Annotated in this window: 19 protein-coding genes; 15 read left to right on the top strand and 4 right to left on the bottom strand. The window is 71.3% G+C overall.

Features of this window, described 5'->3' with window-relative positions; genetic code table 11:
- The first annotated feature begins 158 nt into the window (after positions 1-158).
- The 13 genes from ABZ016_RS00720 to ABZ016_RS00660 all read left to right on the top strand — a co-directional run bounded on the left by ABZ016_RS00720 (position 159) and on the right by ABZ016_RS00660 (position 13,641).
- Positions 159-1,241 (top strand): lytic transglycosylase domain-containing protein, encoded by a 1,083-nt coding sequence (locus ABZ016_RS00720; RefSeq protein WP_356914351.1) that lies wholly within the window; start codon positions 159-161, stop codon positions 1,239-1,241.
- 54 nt (positions 1,242-1,295) lie between these two features.
- Complete coding sequence (locus ABZ016_RS00715) at positions 1,296-2,429, top strand: sigma-70 family RNA polymerase sigma factor (protein ID WP_356914350.1); 1,134 nt, start codon at positions 1,296-1,298, stop codon at positions 2,427-2,429.
- A gap of 150 nt (positions 2,430-2,579) precedes the next feature.
- Entirely contained in the window at positions 2,580-3,509 is a 930-nt protein-coding gene (locus ABZ016_RS00710; RefSeq protein WP_356914349.1) for an ABC transporter ATP-binding protein, read from the top strand.
- Complete coding sequence (locus tag ABZ016_RS00705) at positions 3,506-4,276, top strand: ABC transporter permease (RefSeq protein ID WP_356914348.1); 771 nt, start codon at positions 3,506-3,508, stop codon at positions 4,274-4,276. The genes ABZ016_RS00710 and ABZ016_RS00705 overlap by 4 nt, the downstream gene beginning before the upstream one ends.
- Before the next feature lie 3 nt (positions 4,277-4,279).
- Positions 4,280-5,095 carry an ABC transporter permease gene (locus ABZ016_RS00700; protein WP_356914347.1) on the top strand — a complete coding sequence of 272 codons (816 nt, stop codon included), beginning with the start codon at positions 4,280-4,282 and terminating at the stop codon, positions 5,093-5,095.
- Positions 5,096-5,103: 8 nt separating this feature from the next.
- Positions 5,104-6,351: an MCE family protein gene (locus ABZ016_RS00695; RefSeq protein WP_356914346.1), complete on the top strand. Its 1,248-nt coding sequence runs from the start codon at positions 5,104-5,106 to the stop codon at positions 6,349-6,351.
- The gene (locus ABZ016_RS00690) at positions 6,348-7,385 is read left to right on the top strand and encodes an MlaD family protein (protein ID WP_356914345.1); all 1,038 of its coding nucleotides are present in this window, start codon (positions 6,348-6,350) and stop codon (positions 7,383-7,385) included. The genes ABZ016_RS00695 and ABZ016_RS00690 overlap by 4 nt, the downstream gene beginning before the upstream one ends.
- Positions 7,386-7,648: 263 nt before the next feature.
- Positions 7,649-8,617 (top strand): MCE family protein, encoded by a 969-nt coding sequence (locus tag ABZ016_RS00685; RefSeq protein WP_356915025.1) that lies wholly within the window; start codon positions 7,649-7,651, stop codon positions 8,615-8,617.
- Positions 8,614-9,741 (top strand): MCE family protein, encoded by a 1,128-nt coding sequence (locus ABZ016_RS00680; RefSeq protein ID WP_356914344.1) that lies wholly within the window; start codon positions 8,614-8,616, stop codon positions 9,739-9,741. Before ABZ016_RS00685 ends, ABZ016_RS00680 begins: the two co-directional genes overlap by 4 nt.
- Positions 9,738-11,051: an MCE family protein gene (locus ABZ016_RS00675; RefSeq protein ID WP_356914343.1), complete on the top strand. Its 1,314-nt coding sequence runs from the start codon at positions 9,738-9,740 to the stop codon at positions 11,049-11,051. The genes ABZ016_RS00680 and ABZ016_RS00675 overlap by 4 nt, the downstream gene beginning before the upstream one ends.
- Positions 11,048-12,325: an MlaD family protein gene (locus ABZ016_RS00670; protein WP_356914342.1), complete on the top strand. Its 1,278-nt coding sequence runs from the start codon at positions 11,048-11,050 to the stop codon at positions 12,323-12,325. The genes ABZ016_RS00675 and ABZ016_RS00670 overlap by 4 nt, the downstream gene beginning before the upstream one ends.
- 20 nt (positions 12,326-12,345) lie before the next feature.
- Positions 12,346-12,810, top strand: a complete 465-nt coding sequence (locus ABZ016_RS00665) for a hypothetical protein (RefSeq protein WP_356914341.1) — start codon at positions 12,346-12,348, stop codon at positions 12,808-12,810.
- Positions 12,811-12,858: 48 nt separating this feature from the next.
- Positions 12,859-13,641 carry a hypothetical protein gene (locus tag ABZ016_RS00660; RefSeq protein ID WP_356914340.1) on the top strand — a complete coding sequence of 261 codons (783 nt, stop codon included), beginning with the start codon at positions 12,859-12,861 and terminating at the stop codon, positions 13,639-13,641.
- Positions 13,642-13,653: 12 nt separating this feature from the next.
- Here ABZ016_RS00660 and ABZ016_RS00655 read toward each other — a convergent pair whose 3' ends face one another.
- Both ABZ016_RS00655 and ABZ016_RS00650 read right to left on the bottom strand, forming a co-directional pair.
- The gene (locus tag ABZ016_RS00655) at positions 13,654-13,989 is read right to left on the bottom strand and encodes a MazG-like family protein (RefSeq protein ID WP_356914339.1); all 336 of its coding nucleotides are present in this window, start codon (positions 13,987-13,989) and stop codon (positions 13,654-13,656) included.
- A gap of 46 nt (positions 13,990-14,035) precedes the next feature.
- A complete protein-coding gene (locus tag ABZ016_RS00650; RefSeq protein ID WP_356914338.1) occupies positions 14,036-14,593 on the bottom strand; it encodes a DoxX family protein in 558 nt (185 codons plus the stop codon).
- A 151-nt stretch (positions 14,594-14,744) separates the two neighbouring features.
- Here ABZ016_RS00650 and ABZ016_RS00645 point away from each other — a divergent pair, with 151 nt between their 5' ends.
- A complete protein-coding gene (locus tag ABZ016_RS00645; protein ID WP_356914337.1) occupies positions 14,745-15,071 on the top strand; it encodes a nuclear transport factor 2 family protein in 327 nt (108 codons plus the stop codon).
- A 264-nt stretch (positions 15,072-15,335) separates the two neighbouring features.
- Here ABZ016_RS00645 and ABZ016_RS00640 read toward each other — a convergent pair whose 3' ends face one another.
- Entirely contained in the window at positions 15,336-16,094 is a 759-nt protein-coding gene (locus ABZ016_RS00640) for an SDR family oxidoreductase (RefSeq protein ID WP_356914336.1), read from the bottom strand.
- 134 nt (positions 16,095-16,228) lie between these two features.
- Between ABZ016_RS00640 and ABZ016_RS00635 the strand changes: the two genes are divergently transcribed.
- On the top strand, positions 16,229-17,869 hold the full coding sequence (locus ABZ016_RS00635) for an alkaline phosphatase D family protein (protein ID WP_356914335.1): 1,641 nt from the start codon (positions 16,229-16,231) through the stop codon (positions 17,867-17,869).
- Here the strand turns inward: ABZ016_RS00635 and ABZ016_RS00630 are convergent.
- The gene (locus tag ABZ016_RS00630; protein ID WP_356914334.1) at positions 17,856-18,890 is read right to left on the bottom strand and encodes a Gfo/Idh/MocA family oxidoreductase; all 1,035 of its coding nucleotides are present in this window, start codon (positions 18,888-18,890) and stop codon (positions 17,856-17,858) included. The two genes, ABZ016_RS00635 and ABZ016_RS00630, sit on opposite strands and share 14 nt — an antisense overlap.
- Positions 18,891-18,953: the final 63 nt, after the last annotated feature.

Raw genomic sequence — 18,953 nt, 5'->3', positions numbered from 1 at the left:
GGGAGTCCTGAACGTGTCGGACCCTTTTCGGGGCGGCCCAGCCCCTCGTGACCCACCTGCGGAAACCCCCGTGGGCACCGTGCGCGATTCCCGCGACGGACCCCCCACCCTACCCCGTAGAGCAGACGACAGGAAGCTCGCAGGGAGGGGAACAGGACGTGGCAGGGCAAAGGGGCAGACGTGTCAGGGGTACGGCGGCCGCGGTGGCGGCGATGGCGGCGCTCACCGCGTCGCAGGCGCCGGGGGTGATTCCGGTGCGGGCCTCCGTACCGGCGCCCGGTCAGGCACCGGCCGAGCACGGACCGAGCGTGTCCGGCGACGCCCCGTACCGCACGGAGCTTCCGCCGCTGCGGACCGGGAAGCGCGCGGGCGGCGGGACGGTGGCGGAGCTGGGTGGTGCGCTGCCGGTGAGTGTGTTCGGCGCCTACCGGCGGGCCGAGAAGTGGCTCGCGCGTGAGGCGCCCGGCTGCCGGCTGCGCTGGCAACTGCTGGCGGCGATCGGGCAGGTGGAGTCGGGACAGGCGCGGGGCGGCAGGGTGACGTCGGACGGTACGACCGTGGCGCCGATCCTCGGCCCGCGGCTGGACGGCGTTGCCTTCGCGCTGGTCCGGGACACCGACGGCGGCGCTCATGATGGGGACACGGTTTACGACCGTGCGGTCGGGCCGATGCAGTTCATCCCGTCGACCTGGGCCCGCTGGGGCGCGGACGGCAACGGCGATGGGCGTACGGATCCGAACAACGTCTTCGACGCGGCACTCGCCGCCGGGCGCTATCTGTGCGCGGGTGGCCGGGACCTGTCCGACCCGGGTCAGCTGGACCGGGCGATCCTCGGCTACAACCACTCGGCGGCCTACCTGCGCACGGTCAGGGCCTGGTACGCGTACTTCCTGGAAGGGCACCGGGTGGTGCCGGACGTCTCCGCAGGGTCCTCCGTCGTGCCCTCAACCGGGTCCTCCTCCGCGCGCCCGGAGCCGTCGCGGTCGGCCGCCACCGCGCCGAGGTCCTCACCGAAGCCCTCGTCGGCACCCTCCACCCGGCCGAGCGCCCCGCCGTCCGGCACTCCGTCGCCCCCTGCCTCTCCGGCACCCGAGAAGCCGGACGGGCCGCAACTGCCCGCCCCCGGCCCGGACATCGGGCTCACCAGCGACGATCTGCCGATCGTCGGCACCCCGCTCACCAGTAACAACGCGGACTCGATGCCCGCCTCCCCCTCCACAACCGCCGATACTCGGCGGTAATGTCGCCCCCCGCCGGACAGCACGTAACCGGTGGGTGAGCGCGAAGGGGCCCTCATGGCGACGGACATGCCCGCGGACATGCCCGCGGAGACACCTGCACAGACGTACAAAGCCGACGAGCGGTGGCGGCGTATGTGGAGCCACCGTGAGCACCTGCTCAAGGTGGCCCGGCGCAGGTCGATGAGCCCTGAGGACGCCGAGGACGCGGTGCACGAGGCGATGCTGCGTGCCGCCGAGCGGCCCGACCTGGACGAGGAGCGGCTCGCGGCCTGGCTGACGACGGTGACGATGCGGCTGTGCGTCGACCGCTACCGGCAGGTGAACCGCGAGGCCGAGGTGCGTACGAGTCCGACGCTCGTCACCCCCGGTCCGGTGCCCGTCGAGGAGGCCGTGTGCGACCGGGCCGAGGCGAAGTGGCTGGCGGTGCGCAGTGGTGAGCTGCCCGCGCGGCAGGCGGAGGCGCTGCGGCTGAAGTCGGAGGACCTGGACGTCGGACAGGTCGCCGTCGAGATGGGGCTGAGCTACCGGACCGTCGAGTCGCTGCTCGCGCGGGCCCGGCGGACGCTGCGGCAGTCCTTGGCCGCCACGCTCGGGTTCGTGCTGTTCCTGATCGGGTGGGGGCGGCCTCGGCCGATCGGCAAGACGCAGGCCGTGGCCATGGCCTCGACGGCGGCGACCCTGGCCGTGGCCGGGTTCGTGCTGCCGCACGCCTTCGACGGGAGCGGTGGCGGGGCCGGGGCCGGGGGCGGTCCGGCGCCTCGGCCCGCCGTGGCCTCGCCGGGCACGGGGGAGCGGCTGCCGGACGGCAGTGGTGCGGACCGTGCCCCTCAGGAGAACAGTCCCATGACGACGGCGGCCGAGCAGAGGGCGGCAGGATCACCGTCGGACGCGTCGTTCCTCCCGCTGTCCGTGCCGTCACTCCCGGAGATCCCGGACATCCCGGGCAACTCGGTTCCCCCGCTGCCGAAGCTGCCCGCGCCAAAGCTGCCCGCGCCGAAGCTGCCCGCGCCGGAGGTCCCGCACGTGCCCGACGTGCCCGACCTCCCGGAACTGCCCGAGGCCCCCCGCCCGCCGGACACGCCCTCCGCGCTTCCCACGGACCCGGCACTCCCGACGGACCCGCCGCTCCCGACGGCCCCCCTACCGTCCGGTTCGGTCCCCGCTCCGGCGGCCAGCGCACTGCCGTAGCCCCGCACGACACGGCCGCACCACCTCGCGAACACCCCACCGGAAACCCACCCGAAAAAAATCCCCCACCCCGGCGACGGACCCCCCACCCCTCCCCGTAGAGCAGATGTCAGAGCTGCTCCACGGACATGGGCTGAAGGGCGGGACCGGATGGGTGTCGAGATCTGTGTGGAAGGGCTGACCAAGTCCTTCGGTCACCAGGTCATCTGGCAGGACGTCTCGCTGACGCTGCCCGCCGGGGAGGTATCGGTCATGCTCGGCCCCTCGGGCACGGGCAAGTCGGTGTTTCTCAAGACACTTGTCGGCCTGCTCAAGCCGGAGCGCGGCTCCATCACCATCCAGGGCCGGGACCTCACGAAGCTCCGCGAGCGCGATCTGTACGAGGTGCGCAAGCTGTTCGGCGTGCTGTTCCAGGACGGTGCGCTGTTCGGCTCGATGAACCTGTACGACAACATCGCCTTCCCGCTGCGCGAGCACACCCGCAAGTCCGAGAGCGAGATTCGGCGCATCGTGCTGGAGAAGATGGACATGGTCGGGCTGGTCGGCGCGGAGGGGAAACTGCCCGGCGAGATCTCCGGCGGGATGCGCAAGCGGGCAGGGCTGGCCCGGGCCCTCGTCCTGGACCCGGAGATCATCCTCTTCGACGAACCCGACTCGGGCCTGGACCCCGTCCGAGTCGCCTACCTCAACCAGCTCATCGTCGATCTCAACGCCCAGATCGACGCGACCTTCCTGATCGTCACGCACGACATCGCCTCGGCCCGCCAGGTGCCGGACAACATCGGGCTGCTGTTCCGCCGCGAGCTGGTGATGTTCGGGCCCCGTGAGGAACTGCTGACCAGCGACGAGCCCGTCGTACGGCAGTTCCTGAACGGCAGGATGCAGGGCCCGATCGGTATGGCGGAGGAGAAGGACGCGGCGCAGGTCGAGCAGGAGCTCGCACAGATCGACGACAGCGCGCGCGTTCAGGAGCTGACTCCCCGCCTGCTGCCGGGCCCGGGCGTCGCACGGCCGCCCCGCTGGGAGGCGATCGCCCGGCGCGAGGCCCGGCTGCGCCGGGAGGAGGTGGCCGGCGCATGAGTCTGTCACCGGTCGGAGCGCTGCGGCACTCGGGCAGCCTGTTCGCGATGGCGCTGGACGTCGTCCGGACGATTCCCCGACGGCCTTTTCAGGCAAGGGAGTTCATCCAGCAGGCGTGGTTCGTCGCCAGTGTGACCATCATGCCGACGGCCCTGGTCTCCATCCCCTTCGGGGCGGTCATCGCGCTCCAGATCGGCAGCCTGACCCGGCAGCTGGGCGCCCAGTCCTTCTCCGGGGCCGCCTCCGTGCTCGCCGTATTGCGGGAGGCCTCGCCGATCGTCACCGCGCTGCTGATCGCGGGCGCCGGCGGCACGGCGATCTGCGCCGACCTCGGAGCACGGAAGATCCGCGACGAGATCGACGCGATGCAGGTGCTGGGCATCGACCCCGTGCACCGGCTGGTCGTACCGCGCGTGCTGGCGTCGATGCTGGTCGCGGTGCTGCTCAACGGGCTGGTGTCGGTGGTCGGCGTGGCGGGCGGCTACTTCTTCAACGTCGTCCTCCAGAACGGCACTCCGGGCGCCTACCTGGCCTCCTTCACCACGCTCGCCCAGCTGTCCGACCTGTGGGCGGCCGAGGTCAAGGCGCTGGTGTTCGGCGCGATCGCCGGGATCGTCGCCTCCTACAAGGGGCTGACGGCGAAGGGCGGGCCCAAGGGCGTGGGCGACGCGGTGAACCAGTCGGTGGTGATCACCTTCATGTTGCTGTTCGTGACCAACTTCGTGATGACCGCGGTGTACTTCCAGGTCGTCCCCCAGAGGGGTTAGCCGATGAGAGTCGTCGACCGCCCACTGAAAGCCCTCGAGGCGCTGGGCACCCAGCTCTCCTTCTACGGCCGCTCGCTGGCGTGGACGGGGCGCACCCTGCGCCGCTACAAGAAGGAGGTCCTGCGGCTGCTCGCCGAGGTGAGCTTCGGCCGGGGCGCGCTCGCTGTCGTGGGCGGCACGGTCGGCGTGATCGCCTTCCTGTCGTTCTTCACCGGCACGGAAGTGGGGTTGCAGGGATACGCGGCGCTCAACCAGCTCGGCACCTCCAACTTCGTGGCGTTCCTCTCGGCGTACTTCAACACCCGTGAGATCGCCCCGCTGGTGGCCGGGCTCGCGCTCTCGGCGACCGTCGGCGCCGGGTTCACGGCCCAGCTCGGCGCGATGCGGATCAGCGAGGAGACCGACGCGCTCGAAGTGATGGGCGTGCCCTCACTGCCGTTCCTGGTGACGACCCGGATGATCGCCGGGTTCGTCGCGGTGATCCCGCTGTACGTGATCGGCCTGCTGTCCTCGTACCTGGCCGCCCGCACCATCACCACCGGCTACTACGGGCAGTCCACGGGCACGTACGACCACTACTTCCATCAGTACCTGCCACCGGTGGACGTCCTGTGGTCCTTCGGGAAGGTGCTGGTCTTCGCCGTCCTGATCATCCTGGTGCACTGCTACTACGGCTACCACGCGAGCGGCGGACCGGCGGGCGTCGGCGTCGCGGTGGGCCGCGCGGTGCGGACCTCGATCGTGGCGATCAACGTCCTGGACCTCTTCCTGTCGCTGGCGATCTGGGGCGCCAGCACGACCGTACGGATCGCGGGGTGAGCCGCCGTATGAGGGTGCTGAGACTGCGGTTGTACGGTGTCGTCTTCATCGCAGTGCTCGCGCTGCTGCTGTCCCTGTCCGTCGCCGTCTACCAGCAGGTGTTCACGCAGGCCGTGCGGATCACACTGGAGGCCGACAGCCTCGGCAACCAGCTCGACCCGCGGGCCGACGTCAAGTTGCGCGGGCTGCTGGTCGGCGAGGTGCGCGAGGTGGACGCGGACGGGACGAAGGCGCGGCTCGACATCGCGCTGAAGCCGGAGTACGTCTCCCACATACCGTCCGACGTGCACGCGCGCCTGCTGCCCAAGACGCTGTTCGGCGAGAAGTACGTCGACCTGGTCGCCCCCGCGGGCACCGCGCCCTCCCCGTCCCGCCCGATCCGCGACGGGGACGTCATCACCCAGGACCGCACCCGCGTCGGCATCGAGCTCCAGCAGCTGATGAACGACCTGCTGCCACTGCTGCGGACCGTGCAGCCCGGCAAGCTCAACGCCACGCTCTCCGCGTTCGCCACCGCCCTCGACGGCCGCGGCGACCGGATCGGCGACAACCTCACGCGACTGGAGGCCTACCTGAGCCGCCTCAACCCGCACCTGCCGTCCCTCACGGAGGACATCGCACGCTTCGCCGAGGTCGCCGAGGTGTACGGCGACGCGGCGCCCGACCTGATGGAGATCCTGCGCAACACGGTCACCACCAGCCGCACGATCACCGAGCAGAAGGACCGACTGGCAGCGGCGCTGAAGAGCACGGCCACCGTCGCGGGCACCGCGGAGGACTTCCTCGACGCGAACGGCGACCGGCTGATCACCCTCGGCCAGGTCTCCCGCCCCACGCTGGAGCTGTTCGCCCGCTACTCCCCGCAGTACCCCTGCCTGCTGGCCGGTCTGGTCCGGCAGGAGAAGGCCTCCGAGGAGGCGTTCCGGGGCGGCACGATGCACATCACGCTGGAGGTCGTACGGGCGCGCGGTGCGTACGAACCCGGTGAGGAACCCCGCTACGGCGAACGGTCCGGCCCCCAGTGCCGTGACCTGCCGCACCCGGCGGTGCCCGCGCCCGGGGCCCACCTCGACGACGGTTCGAAGCCGGGGAGTCCGTCCGCGGGTCCGCACGGCGTCTCCGCCACCCGGGCCGAGCAGCGGGCCGTCGGCTCGCTGGTGGCGCCGGCGCTGGGCGTGCCCGCGGACGAGGTGCCGCCGGTCGCGACACTGCTGTTCGGGCCGATGGCGCGCGGGACGGCGGTGAGCGTCGCATGAGCACCACAGGAGCCCGGCAGACCGCCGCCCCGCTGATCAAGTTCAGCCTCTTCGCGCTGGTGACGGTGGTGGCGACGGCCCTGCTCGCCGCCACCATCGTGAACATCTCCTTCACCCCCGAGCACGAGTACCGCGCGGTCTTCAGCGACGTCACCGGCTTGGAGGAGGGCGACGACATCCGGGTGGCCGGAGTGCGGGTCGGCGAGGTCGAGGGCATCCGGATCAAGGACCGGACGCTGGCCGAGGTCACCTTCACGGCCAGTCAGAACCGGCCGCTGCTCACCAGCACGGGGGCCGTCATCCGCTACCGCAACCTGGTCGGGCAGCGGTACGTCGCGCTGACCGAGGGCGCCGGCGACGGCACCCGGCTGCGCCCCGGCGGCACGATCCCGCTCGCCCGCACCCAGCCCGCCCTCGACCTGAACGCGCTGCTGAACGGCTTCAAACCGCTGTTCGCCGCGCTCAGCCCGAAGGACGTCAACCAGCTCGCCACCGAGATCATCAGGACCCTCCAGGGCGAGGGCGGCACGGTCAACAGCCTGCTCACGCACACGGCGTCGCTCACCACGACGCTGGCCGGCCGCGACAAGCTGATCGGCTCGGTGATCGACAACCTCAACACCGTGCTGGAGACGCTCGACAAGCGAGGCGCCCGCTTCTCCGGACTGCTCAAGCAGCTGCGCCGGGTCATCTCGGGACTGTCCGCCGACCGCAAGCCGATCGGGGAATCGCTGGTGAACATCGGCGGTCTGACGCAGGCCACCTCGGGCCTGCTGAAGGACGCGCGTCCGCCGCTGAAGGACGACATCGCGGAACTGACCGAACTCACCGGGACCCTGAACGACAACGAGAAGACCGTGGAGGGCGTGCTGCAGCGGCTGCCGAACAAACTGAACGAGCTGACGGGGACGGCGTCCTACGGCTCGTGGTTCAACTTCTACCTGTGCGACTTCGACGGCCGGATCGTGCTGCCGAAGACGAAGCAGGTGCTCACGCCCGACATGCACGTGGCGAGGGCGAGGTGCGGGGCATGAGACGCAAGCGCCGTCCGGAGCCGATGTTCAAGGTGCGGGTGGATCCGCCGAGGCTGCCGCGCCTGCGGTTGCCGAAGGTACGGCTCCTGCCGCGCCGCAAGCCGCGTCCGGAGCCGATGTTCAAGGTGCGGGTGGATCCGCCGAAGCTGCCGCGCCCGCGGCTGCCGAAGGTACGGCTCCTTCCGCGCCGCAAGCCGCGCCCGGAGCCGATGTTCAAGGTGCGCGTGGACCCGCCGAAGCTGCCGCGCCTGCGGCTGCCCCGCATGCGGAGCAACCCCGCCGTCACCGGTGCCGTCGGACTCACCGTCCTCGCGCTGCTGGCCGTGGCCGCGTTCAACGCCGACCGCCTGCCGGTGATCGGCGACGGCGAGACGTACAGCGCCGCCTTCGCGGAGGCGGGCGGTCTCAAGCCGGGCGACGAGGTGCGGATCGCCGGGGTCAAGGTCGGCAAGGTCGAGGAGGTCGACCTCGACGGCGACCATGTCAAGGTCACCTTCAAGATCAAGGACGATCCGGAGTTCGGCACCGACACCGGCGCGTCGATCCGGGTCAAGACGATCCTCGGCGCGAAGTACCTCGCCCTGCACCCCAAGGGCCGGGGCAGGCTGGAGCCCGGCAGCGAGATCCCCCTGAAGCGGACCGTCCCCGCCTACGACGTCGTGCAGGCGTTCAGCGATCTCACCACCACGTCGGAGAAGGTCGACACCGAGCGGCTGGCGAAGGCGCTGGACACCATCTCGACGACCTTCGAGGACTCCCCTGCCGAAGTACGGGCGTCCGTCAAGGGCCTGTCCCGGATCTCCCGGACGGTGGCCTCACGCGACAAGGCGCTGCGCGAACTCCTCGGCCACGCCAAGGGCGTCACGGGCGTACTCGCCCAACGCTCCGGCGACTTCACCGCCCTGGTCGAGGACGGCGACAAGCTGTTCAGGGAGATCAGCAAGCGGCGTGCGGCGATCCACCGGCTGCTGAAGAGCTCCGCCGCGCTCGGCATCCAGCTCTCCGGCCTCGTCCAGGACAACGAGAAGGAGATCGGGCCCGCGCTCAAGGGCCTGGACACCGTGGTGAAGATGCTCGAACGCAACCAAGCCGGCCTGGACCGGAGCATCGCGCTCCTGGCGCCCTACGTCCGGGTCTTCACCAACACCCTGGGCAACGGCCGCTGGTTCGACTCCTACATCCAGAACATGGTCGCCGCTCCGGTGGAGCCGCGGACGGGAGGCGCGCAGTGAGCAACCGCCGGAGGAAGGGCCTGGCCCTGCTGACCGTCCTGGCCCTGGTCGCCGCGCTCACCTACGCCCTGTGGCCGCGGACCGAGCCGGCCCGCGTCACGGCGTACTTCCCGCGCACCGTCGGCATCTACCCCGGCTCGGACGTCCGCGTACTGGGCGTGCGGATCGGCGAGGTCAGGAAGATCACGCCGGAGGGGGACCGGGTGCGGGTGGACCTGGAGTACGACGCCGACCGCAAGGTCCCGGCCGACGCGCAGGCCGCGATCATCAACTCCTCCGTGGTCAGCGACCGTTACGTGCAGCTGCTGCCGGTCTACCGGAGCGGTCCGGTGCTGCGGGACGGGGACGAGATCCCCGAGTCGCGCACGGCCGTGCCGGTCGAACTGGACCGCGTCTTCGACAGCCTGCACACCACGGCCGAGGCGCTCGGCCCCGACGGCGCCAACAAGGACGGCGCCCTGTCACGGCTGCTCGGCGTCAGCGCCGACAACCTCGACGGCCAGGGAGAGAACGTCCACCGGATGGTCGAGGACCTCTCGGAGGCGGTCACGACTCTCTCCGACGGCCGCACGGACCTGTTCGGCACGGTCCGCAACCTCCAGGTGTTCACGGCGGCGCTGGCGGCGGACGACAAGAGCGTGCGGTCGTTCAACAGCAGCCTCGACAAGGTCGCCGGGCAACTCGCGGGCGAGCGCAAGGACCTGGCGGCCGCGCTGAAGAACCTGGGCACGGCGCTCGGTGACGTGTCCGCATTCGTGAGGAAGAACAAGAAGTCGCTGACCTCGAACGTGTCCGGCCTGAGCAAGGTGACCAAGGTGCTCGTCACCCAGCGTGCGGCGCTTCAGGAGCTGCTGGAGGTCGCGCCGACGGGCATGTCGAACCTGAACAACGCCTACAACCCCTCCGCGGGCACCCTCGACACCCGCAACAACCCCGACGGTCCGCAGGATCCGGCCGCACTGCTGTGCTCGGTGCTGAGGACGACCGGCGGCGAGGGCGGCAAGAACCCCGACTGCAAGGAGCTGAGGGAACTGTTCGACTCCCTGCCGAAGGTGCCACGGGGCCCGGCGGTCACCGGCACGGTCGACCGCACCCTCGGCGGGATCCTGGGGGCGAGCGCATGAGCGCACCGCGCAAGGGCCGGACGGCCGTCTGGGCGGCGGTCGGCTCGCTGCTGCTGACCGGCTGCGAGTTCAACGGCTGGTACGACGTCCAGCTCCCCGGCGGAGCCGCCGCCGACGGCCACGCCTACCACGTCACCGTCGAGTTCCGTGACGTCCTCGACCTGGTCCCGCAGTCGGCGGTCAAGGTCAACAACGTCACGGTGGGCGCGGTGGAGAAGGTGGAGCTGGAAGGCTGGCACGCGAGGGCCCGCCTGCGGGTCGCCGACTCGGTGAAGCTGCCCGCCAACGCGATCGCCGAGCTGCGGCAGACCAGCATGCTCGGCGAGAAGTACGTGGCGCTGTCCAGACCCCTGGAGAGCACGCCGGCCGGCCGGCTCCGCGACGGCGATGTGATCCCGCTGTCCCGCAGCGGCCGCAACCCGGAGGTCGAGGAGGTGCTGTCCGCGCTGTCCGCCCTGCTCAACGGCGGCGGCGTGGCCCAGCTCAAGACGATCACCACGGAGCTGAACAAGGCCCTTCAGGGCCGGGAGAACCGGGTCAGGTCCCTGCTGAAGGAGCTCGACACCTTCATCGGCGGCCTGGACGATCAGCGCCAGGACATCGTCCGCGCGCTGAAGGCCGTCGACCGGCTGGCCGCACGGCTGGGCAAGGAGAAGACGACGATCGCCGAGGCCGTCGACACGATGCCGCCCGCCCTGAAGGTCCTGGCCGACCAGCGCCGTGACCTGACCAGGATGCTCACCGCCCTGTCCGAGCTGGGTAAGACCGGCACCAAGGTGGTCAACGCCTCGCACGACGACACGGTCGCGAACCTCGAACAGCTGCGGCCGATCCTGCGACAGCTCAACAAGGCGGGCAGCAACCTGCCCAACTCCCTGGAGCTGCTGACGACTTACCCGTTCCCGCGCAACGTGGTGGACGCCATCAAGGGTGACTACGTCAACCTGCACATTACCGCCGACCTCGACCTGGCCGGGATCTACGGCAACCTGACGGACGAACCGGGTGGCGGGAACGGCGGGGACGATCAGGGGCCCGAACTTCCCGGGACCCCGGACCTGCCGGACGTACCGGACCTCCCGGACGCACCGCGGCTCCCGGACGTGCCGGACGTGCCGACGCCCACCCCGCTGCCGAGCGGCCCGAGCGTGCCGTCGTCCCCGTCGGCCCCCTCAGGCGGCGGCGACCCGCTGTGCCCGCCGGTGTGCACCGCCGGCTACGGCGCCGCCGGCCACCGCACCGGAGGCGACTGGCCTGAGGGGATCAACCTCGAACTCGCCGAGTTGATGCTGAAGGGGGTCCAGCCGTGATCACCCGTACCGTCAAGGCGCAACTGATGGCCTTCGCCACCATCACCGCCGTAGGCGTGTCGTACGTCGGCGCCGAGTACACGGGCCTGGTGGACGGGGTCCTGGACCGCGGCTACACCGTGCGGGCCGACTTCGCCGACTCCGGGGGCGTCTTCCCCGGTGCCGAGGTCACGTATCGCGGGGTGCCGGTGGGCAAGGTCGGCGCACTGCGCCTGACCGGCTCGGACGGCGTCTCGGTCGACCTCGACATCGAGGACGGGGCGCCGCGCATCCCGGCGGACACGCTGGCAGTGGTGGCGAACCGTTCGGCGGTGGGCGAGCAGTACGTCGACCTTCAGCCCCGCTCCTCCCACGGCCCGTACCTGCTGAACGGCCACACGATCCCGCGCGAGAGCACGCGGGTGCCGCTGCCCACGACGGACATGGTCCTCAGCCTGGACCGCCTGGTGAACTCGGTCGGCAAGGACGACCTGCGGGTCACGGTCGACGAGCTGGGCGAGGCATTCGCCGGCACCGGCCCGAACCTGGGACGCCTGGTCGACTCGGGCAACACCCTGGTGGAGTCGGCGTCCGGGGCGCTGCCGGAGACGGCTCGCCTGATCGAGGACTCACGGAAGGTCCTGAAGACACAGGCCGACCAGGGCTCGTCGATCAAGTCGTTCGCCCGCGATCTGGCGTCCCTCTCGGCCCAGTTGAAGACGAGCGACGGGGACCTGCGCAAGGTGATCGGCAACGCGAGGCCGGCGGCGCAGGAGCTGAACTCGCTGCTGAAGTCGACCGGGCCGGAACTGTCGGTCCTGCTGGCGAACCTGATCAGCGGCGGCCAGGTCACACTGGCCCGTCTTCCCGGCGTGGAGCAGGCCCTGGTCACCTTCCCGCTGATGGTCGCGGGCAGCTACACGGTCGTCCCGGGCGACGGCACCACCCACTTCGGCCTGGTGCTGAACGCCGACGACCCGCCGTCCTGCACCCAGGGGTACGGCACGGCACGCCGCGACCCCGCGGACACCAGCACACGCGAGGCGAACACCGACGCCCGCTGCACGCTCCCACGCGGCAGCGAGTCGTCGGTACGGGGCGCGCAGAACGCCCCGGGCGCGTCGACCGCCGACGGCGGCGCGAACCAGGCGGCGTACGCCACCCCGTACGACCCGGAGACCGGCACCGCCACCGGCCCGGACGGAAGGAACGTCGAGATCGGCTCGACGGGCGGCCAGCAGGCCGTGTTCGGAAAGGAGTCGTGGCAATGGCTGCTCGTTGGCCCCGTGGCATGAGGCCGGTGCGACCCGGAGTGATGACGGCAGGTCTCGTCGCGGCGACCGTCCTCACCACAGCAGTGACCCTCTGGCTGACCTTCGGCCTCTACGAACAGCGCGAGGCGGACCAGCGACGCCAGGGCATCCTGACCGCGGCCCGCCAGTCGGCACTCAACTTCACCTCGCTCGACTACCGGCACTACGGCCGCGACAGCGCGAACGTACTGGCGGGCGCGACCGGTGAGTTCAAGAAGCAGTTCACCGCGCAGACCGACCAGCTGACGAAGCTGGTGGCCCAGAACAGGTCCGTGTCGGAAGGCCAGGTCCTGGAGGCGGGCATCGTCCGCTCCGACGAGAACTCGGCCCGTGTGCTGGTGGTCGCCGACAGCAAGGTGGCCAACACCGCCGTGCCCGAGGGGGAGGCGCGCACGTACCGGCTCCAGCTCGACCTCGTGCACAAGGACGGCCGCTGGCTGACGTCCGACGTCGAGTTCGTCGGCTGACCCACGGGCCGATCCGCCGACAGACAAGCACCGACGAGGAGTACCACCATGCCGAAGACGACCACCGGCCGCGGCCCCGGTCCCGGCACCCGCCGCACCATGACGGCGGCCGCCCGCGCGGCGGCGAAGCGTGCGGAGCGCGGCCACCGCGAACCGGTCGCGGCGACGGCCGGCGACGAGGAGTCCCCGCGCCGGGCCGAACGGCGGCTCGCCGGACGAACCGTCCCCATCGAGGCTCCGAAGGGCGGCTGGCAGGACCCGCCGGAGCCGGCGCCGGAGTCGTGCGACGAGGACGGGCCGGAAGAGCGGAGCGCGCCCGGCCCCGGCAGCCGTCGGAGGCTGCTCACCTTGGTCCTGGCCGCCCTGCTCGTCATCGCCCTGGTCGCGCTCGCCGCCCTGGGATGGCGGTACCGCGACGGCCGCCTGACGGAGACCGCCCGTACCGAGGCGCTCACGGCCGCGCGAGAAGCGGCGCCGATCGTTCTGTCGTACGACTACCGTCACCTGGACAAGGACTTCTCGAGGGCCCGCGCCCACCTGACCGGCGACTTCCGTGACGAGTACGGCAAGACCACGAAGACCGTGGTCGCCCCGACGGCCGGGAAGTACCACGGCGTGGTGAAGGCGACGGTCGCCACCCCCGGCCCCGGCGGCGCCCCGGCCGCCTCCGTCGTCTCTGCCTCCCGCGACAAGGTCGTGGTCCTGCTCTTCGTCAACCAGGTCACCGAGAGCACCCAGGTCTCGGGGTCCCGCCTGGACCTGAACCGGGTGCGGATGACGATGGAACGCGCGGACGGCGGGTGGAAGGTGAGCGCGGTGGACGCGCTGTGACGGGCGGGGCGGTCAGCCCGACGAGGCCAGCGACCGCTCCCTGACCCGCTTCAGGTGCCGCCCGAACACCTCCCGCGCCTCCGGCGTAAGCGTCCGCAGCGCCACCAGCGCCGTGATGACGACGTCACACAGCTCCGACTGCACGTCGTCCCAGGTGTGGGTCACACCCTTGCGCACGTTCTGTCCGGTCGCTCCGATCACCGCCTCCGCGACCTCCCCGGCCTCCTCGGACAGTTTCAGGATGCGCAGCAGCACCCCCTCGCGGCCCTCGACCGGGCGGTTGGTCTCGAGCCACTCCCAAAGGTCGTCGACGGCGGTCCACAGCTCGGGCGTTGTCTGGTCGCTCATGGGCGCAGCCTGCCACGTGGGTCTGACAACGCCCCGAGCTGCCGTCCTACTCCATGTAGTCCTCGTCGAACAGCGGGTCCTGCTCGCCCTCCTTCGCCTGGCGCAGCCGCCTGGCCCGCGCCCCCACGACCAGTGCCGTCCCGGCCGCCGTCGCCGCGAACGCCGCCGGAATCATCCAGCCCCGGTTCACCGCGTGCCCGAGCGCGTGGTCCAGGGAGAGCCGTCCCGGGCCGGTGACGGCCAGGCCGGCCGCCGTCAGGCCCAGGGTCGCCGCGTACTCGTAGCCGCCGCCCTGGTTGAAGAAGCCGTTCGGGGTGTGCACCGCCGCCGCGCCGGCCATCGCGCCGGCCGCCGCCGCGCCCGCGGCCGGGGTGGCGAGTCCCAGCGCCAGCAGTGTGCCGCCGCCGGTCTCCGCGAGGCCGGCCGCCGTCGCGCTGGCCTTGCCGGGTGCGTAGCCCACGGACTCCATGAACTGCCCGGTGCCCTCGATGCCGTGCCCGCCGAACCAGCCGAACAGCTTCTGCGCCCCGTGCGCGGCCAGCACCCCGCCGGTACCCAGTCGGAGCAGCAGCAGGCCCAGATCACGTCGGTTGTATGCGGTCACGATGACTCCTGAGGCGTCAGCAGGAACAGGTCCCCTCCCGCGTTTCCACCGTCGCACTCCTGACACCCCGCGACACCCCACGGACCCGCCCGGGACGCCGTTCGGGTGGCACGGGTGGCGGGCTCCGGTGGCCGGTACGAGGCTGGCTGGCATGACGATTCAGACCACGCGCCTCAGCGATCCGGCCGTTCGCGCCTTCGTGACCGCCGTGAACAACCACGACCGCGAGGGATTCATGGCGCTCCTCGCGCCGGGCGCGACCATGGCGGACGACGGTTCCGACCGCGACCTCGCCGACTGGGTCGACCGGGAGATCTTCTCCACGCACGGCCACATGGAGGTCGACAACGAGTCCAACGGCGGCCGTGCCCTGATCGCCCGCTACGCCAACGACACCTGGGGCGAGATGCGGACCCGCTGGAGCTTCACCGTGGACGACGACGGCAGGATCTCCCGCTTCGAGACCGGGCAGGCCTGACGCCCCAGGCCGAAGCGGCAGTCGTTCCACGCACCGGTGCGTACCCCGCGGTCCCACGCGGGGTCCACCCCCACCCGGTGCCGTGGAACGACTGCCGCCTCCCCCCCCTTGGATGTGGCCTGAACGCGGTCGACGGAAGCTCTCTGCTCCAAGTGTGAAGCTTTGGTGTAGGAGAGTTGAGCATATGTGCCCGACCGGCCGCAATGGGGCGGATGTTCAAATTCCACTTGTGCAGGTTGACGAGTTGACGACCGCGGGCGTGGCTCAGCCGCGCCCCACATAAGGCATCGCCGTCGCCAGCACGGTCGCGAACTGCACGTTCGCCTCCAGCGGCAGCTCCGCCATGTGCCGCACCGTGCGGGCCACGTCGGCGACGTCCATCACCGGTTCCGGGGCTACCTCCCCGTTCGCCTGGAGGGCTCCCGTCTGCATACGGGACGTCATCTCCGTCGCCGCGTTGCCGATGTCGATCTGCCCGACGGCGATGCCGTACGGCCGCCCGTCCAGCGACAGCGACTTGGTCAGGCCGGTCAGCGCATGCTTGGTCGCGGTGTAGGCCACCGAGTGCGGGCGGGGCGTGTGCGCGGAGATCGAGCCGTTGTTGATGATCCGCCCGCCCCGCGGCTCCTGCTCCTTCATCTGCCGGTACGCCGCCTGCGCGCACAGGAACGCCCCGTTGAGGTTGGTGTCCACCACGTGCCGCCAGGCGTCGTAGGGCAGTTCCTCGACCGGCACACCGCCGGGCCCGAACGTCCCCGCGTTGTTGAACAGCAGGTCGACCCGCCCGAACCGCTCGACGGTGGCGGCGAAGAGGGCGGCCACGTCCTCGGGCCGTGAGACGTCCGTCCGTACGGTGAGAGCCGCGCCTCCGGGGACCAGGGCCGCCGTCTCCTCCAGGGGCTCCACGCGCCGCCCCGCCAGCGCCACCGACCAGCCCGCCCGCAGCAGTTCCACGGCGACCGCCCGGCCGATGCCGGAGCCCGCCCCGGTCACCACCGCGATCGCATTTTCCTTGGCATTCATGGGCCCGCAGCGTACGGGAGGGTCCGCCATGCGGAACTCATCCCTCCGTCATGTGGCTGCTGTGTACGTGTCAACCAGAGGTCGTCCCCGGCCACTCCAATGCCCGGTGCAGCCATTCGCCAGGGGAGGACCGGATGACACCCGCAGCACACCCGTCCCAGCACGCCCCCGAACTCCGCGCGGCGGCCCGGCACATCGGCCGCCGCCGCTTCCTCACCACCACCGGCGCCGCCGCCGCGCTCGCCTTCGCGACCAACCTGCCCACCGCCGGAGTCGCGGCCGCCGCCGAACTCGACGCCGCGCGGATCACCGAGAACCCGTTCACGCTCGGTGTCGCCTCCGGCGACCCCCTGCCCGGCTCCGTGATCCTGTGGACCCGCCTCGCGCCCGCCCCCTTCCAGGCCGACAGCGGACTGCCCGCCGAACGCATCACCGTCCACTGGGAGCTGGCCCACGACGAGCGGTTCCGCCGTATCGCCCGGCGCGGCACCGTCACCGCCCACCCCGAGTTCCACCACACCGTCCACGTGGAGCTCGCCCAGCTGGACGCCGGCCGCGTCTACTACTACCGATTCCGCACGGGCCGTTGGGTCAGCCCCACCGGCCGCACCCGCACCGCCCCCGAGCCCGGCAGCCGCGTCCCGGAGCTCACCCTCGCCGCCGTCTCCTGCCAGGCGTACCACGACGGCTACTACACGCCGTACGCGCATCTCGCCGACGACGACGTCGACCTCGTCTTCCACCTCGGCGACTACCTCTACGAGTACGCCGTCAACTCCGTCGGCGGTCAGCGCAACTACACCGACCGCACGCTGCCCGGCCTCTTCAACCGCGAGACGCTGACCCTGGAGGACTACCGGCTGCGGTACGCCCTCTACAAGTCCGACCCGGACCTCAGCGCCGCGCACGCCGCGCACCCCTTCGTCGTCACCTGGGACGACCACGAGACCGAGAACAACTACGCCGACGACATCCCCGAGAACGACGTCCCGCCGGAGGAGTTCCTGCTGCGCCGCGCCTCCGCCTACCGTGCCTACTGGGAGAACCAGCCGCTGCGCCGGCCGCAGCGCCCCGCCGGCCCGGACATGCAGCTCTACCGCCGCCTGATCTGGGGCCGGCTCGCCCAGTTCGACGTCCTGGACACCCGCCAGTACCGCTCCGACCAGGCCTACGGCGACACTGCGCACGTCCCCGGCCCCGAGTCCGACGACCCGGCGCGCACCATGACCGGCGCGACGCAGGAGAGGTGGCTGCTCGACGGCTGGCGCTCCTCGCGGGCGCTGTGGAACGTCGTACCGCAGCAGGTCCTGTTCGCCCGGCGGCACATGGACGCGGCCACCCCGTCGCGGGTGTCGATGGACGCCTGGGACGGTTACAGCGCCTCACGCCGCCGTGTCCTCGACGGGGCGAAGGCCGCCGGGGTCGAGAACCTGATGGTGCTCAGCGGCGACGTGCACTCCGCGTACGCCTTCGACATCAAGGACGACTTCGACGACCAGGACTCGGCGACGCTCGGCACGGAGATCGTGGCCACCTCGATCTCCAGCGGCCGGGACGGCGCCGACAAGCCCGCCACCTGGGACACCTACATGTCCGCCAACCCGCACCTGAAGTTCTTCAACGGGCGGCGCGGCTACGTCACGGTCGCCCTGGGGCAGGAGTCGGCGCGGGCCGACTTCAAGACCGTGCCGTACGTGACCAGGCAGGGGGCGCCGGTCACGACGGCGGCGTCCTTCGTGACGGAGGTGGGGGAGCAGGGGCTCAAGCCCGCGTGAGCTCCGCCGTGAGGTCCTCGTCCGGCATCTCGCCCGGGTAGCGGACGCCGACGCGGTCCCGGATCGCGTCGAGCGTCCGCATCACGGCGAGCGTGCCGTCGAGCGGGACGAGCGGGGACTCCGTCTCGCCGGCCCGCAGGGCGCGCATCACCTCGGCGGCCTCATGGCGGAGGCTGTTGCGGGGCCCGTCCGCCGGGTCGGCCGTGAACTCCTCGGGGTCGCGGCCGTCCCGGTGCAGCACGAAGCGGTCCGGGAAGAAGAAGCCGTTCGGAATGTCGATCCGGCCGTGCGCGCCGGTGACCGAGGCGGAGGTGGCCGTACCGCCGACGATGGAGCAGTGCACGGAGCCGAGAGCGCCGCTCTCCCAGGAGAGCAGTGCCCCCGTCTGGAGGTCGACGCCCTCCTCCGAGAGCACCGCCCGTGCCGCGACGTCCGACGGCTCCCCGAGCAGCAGCTGCGCGAACGACACCGGGTAGACGCCGAGATCGAGCAGCGCGCCCCCGCCCAGCTCCGGGTTCCGCAGCCGGTGCGACAGCGGGAACGGCCCGGCCAGCCCGAAGTCGGCCTGCACACTGCGCACCTCACCGATCGCGCCGTCGTCCACCAGCGACTTCAGCCGCCGCACCAGCGGATTGCAGTACATCCACATCGCCTCCATCAGGAAGCGCCCGTGCTCCCGCGCCAGCGCGACGAGTTCCTCCGCCTCGCGCACGTTCAGCGTGAACGGCTTCTCGCACAGCACGTTCCGCCCGGCCGCGAGACACAGACCGGCGGCGGTGCGGTGGGCCGTGTGCGGTGTGGCGACGTAGACGACATCGATGTCCTCGTCCTGCGCGAGCGCGTTCCACTCGCCGTACGCCCGGGGTATCCCGAACCGCTCCGCGAACGCCTTCGCCGACTCCTGCGACCGGGAGGCCACCGCCACGACCTCCGCGTCGGGCAGGTCGATCAGATCCGCGGTGAACGCCGCCGCGATCCCTCCGGTCGCCAGGACCCCCCACCGCACCGTGTCCGCCGTCATTACCGTCCCGCCTTCACCTTGTGACCCCGAGCAGTCCGTACGAGCTGAGAGCATAGGTGCGAT

It is taken from the genome of Streptomyces sp. NPDC006372, from assembly GCF_040612515.1.
GTDB lineage: Bacteria > Actinomycetota > Actinomycetes > Streptomycetales > Streptomycetaceae > Streptomyces.
The sequence above is the reverse complement of the archived record's forward strand: the minus strand, read 5'-3'. Positions and strand labels throughout refer to the sequence as shown.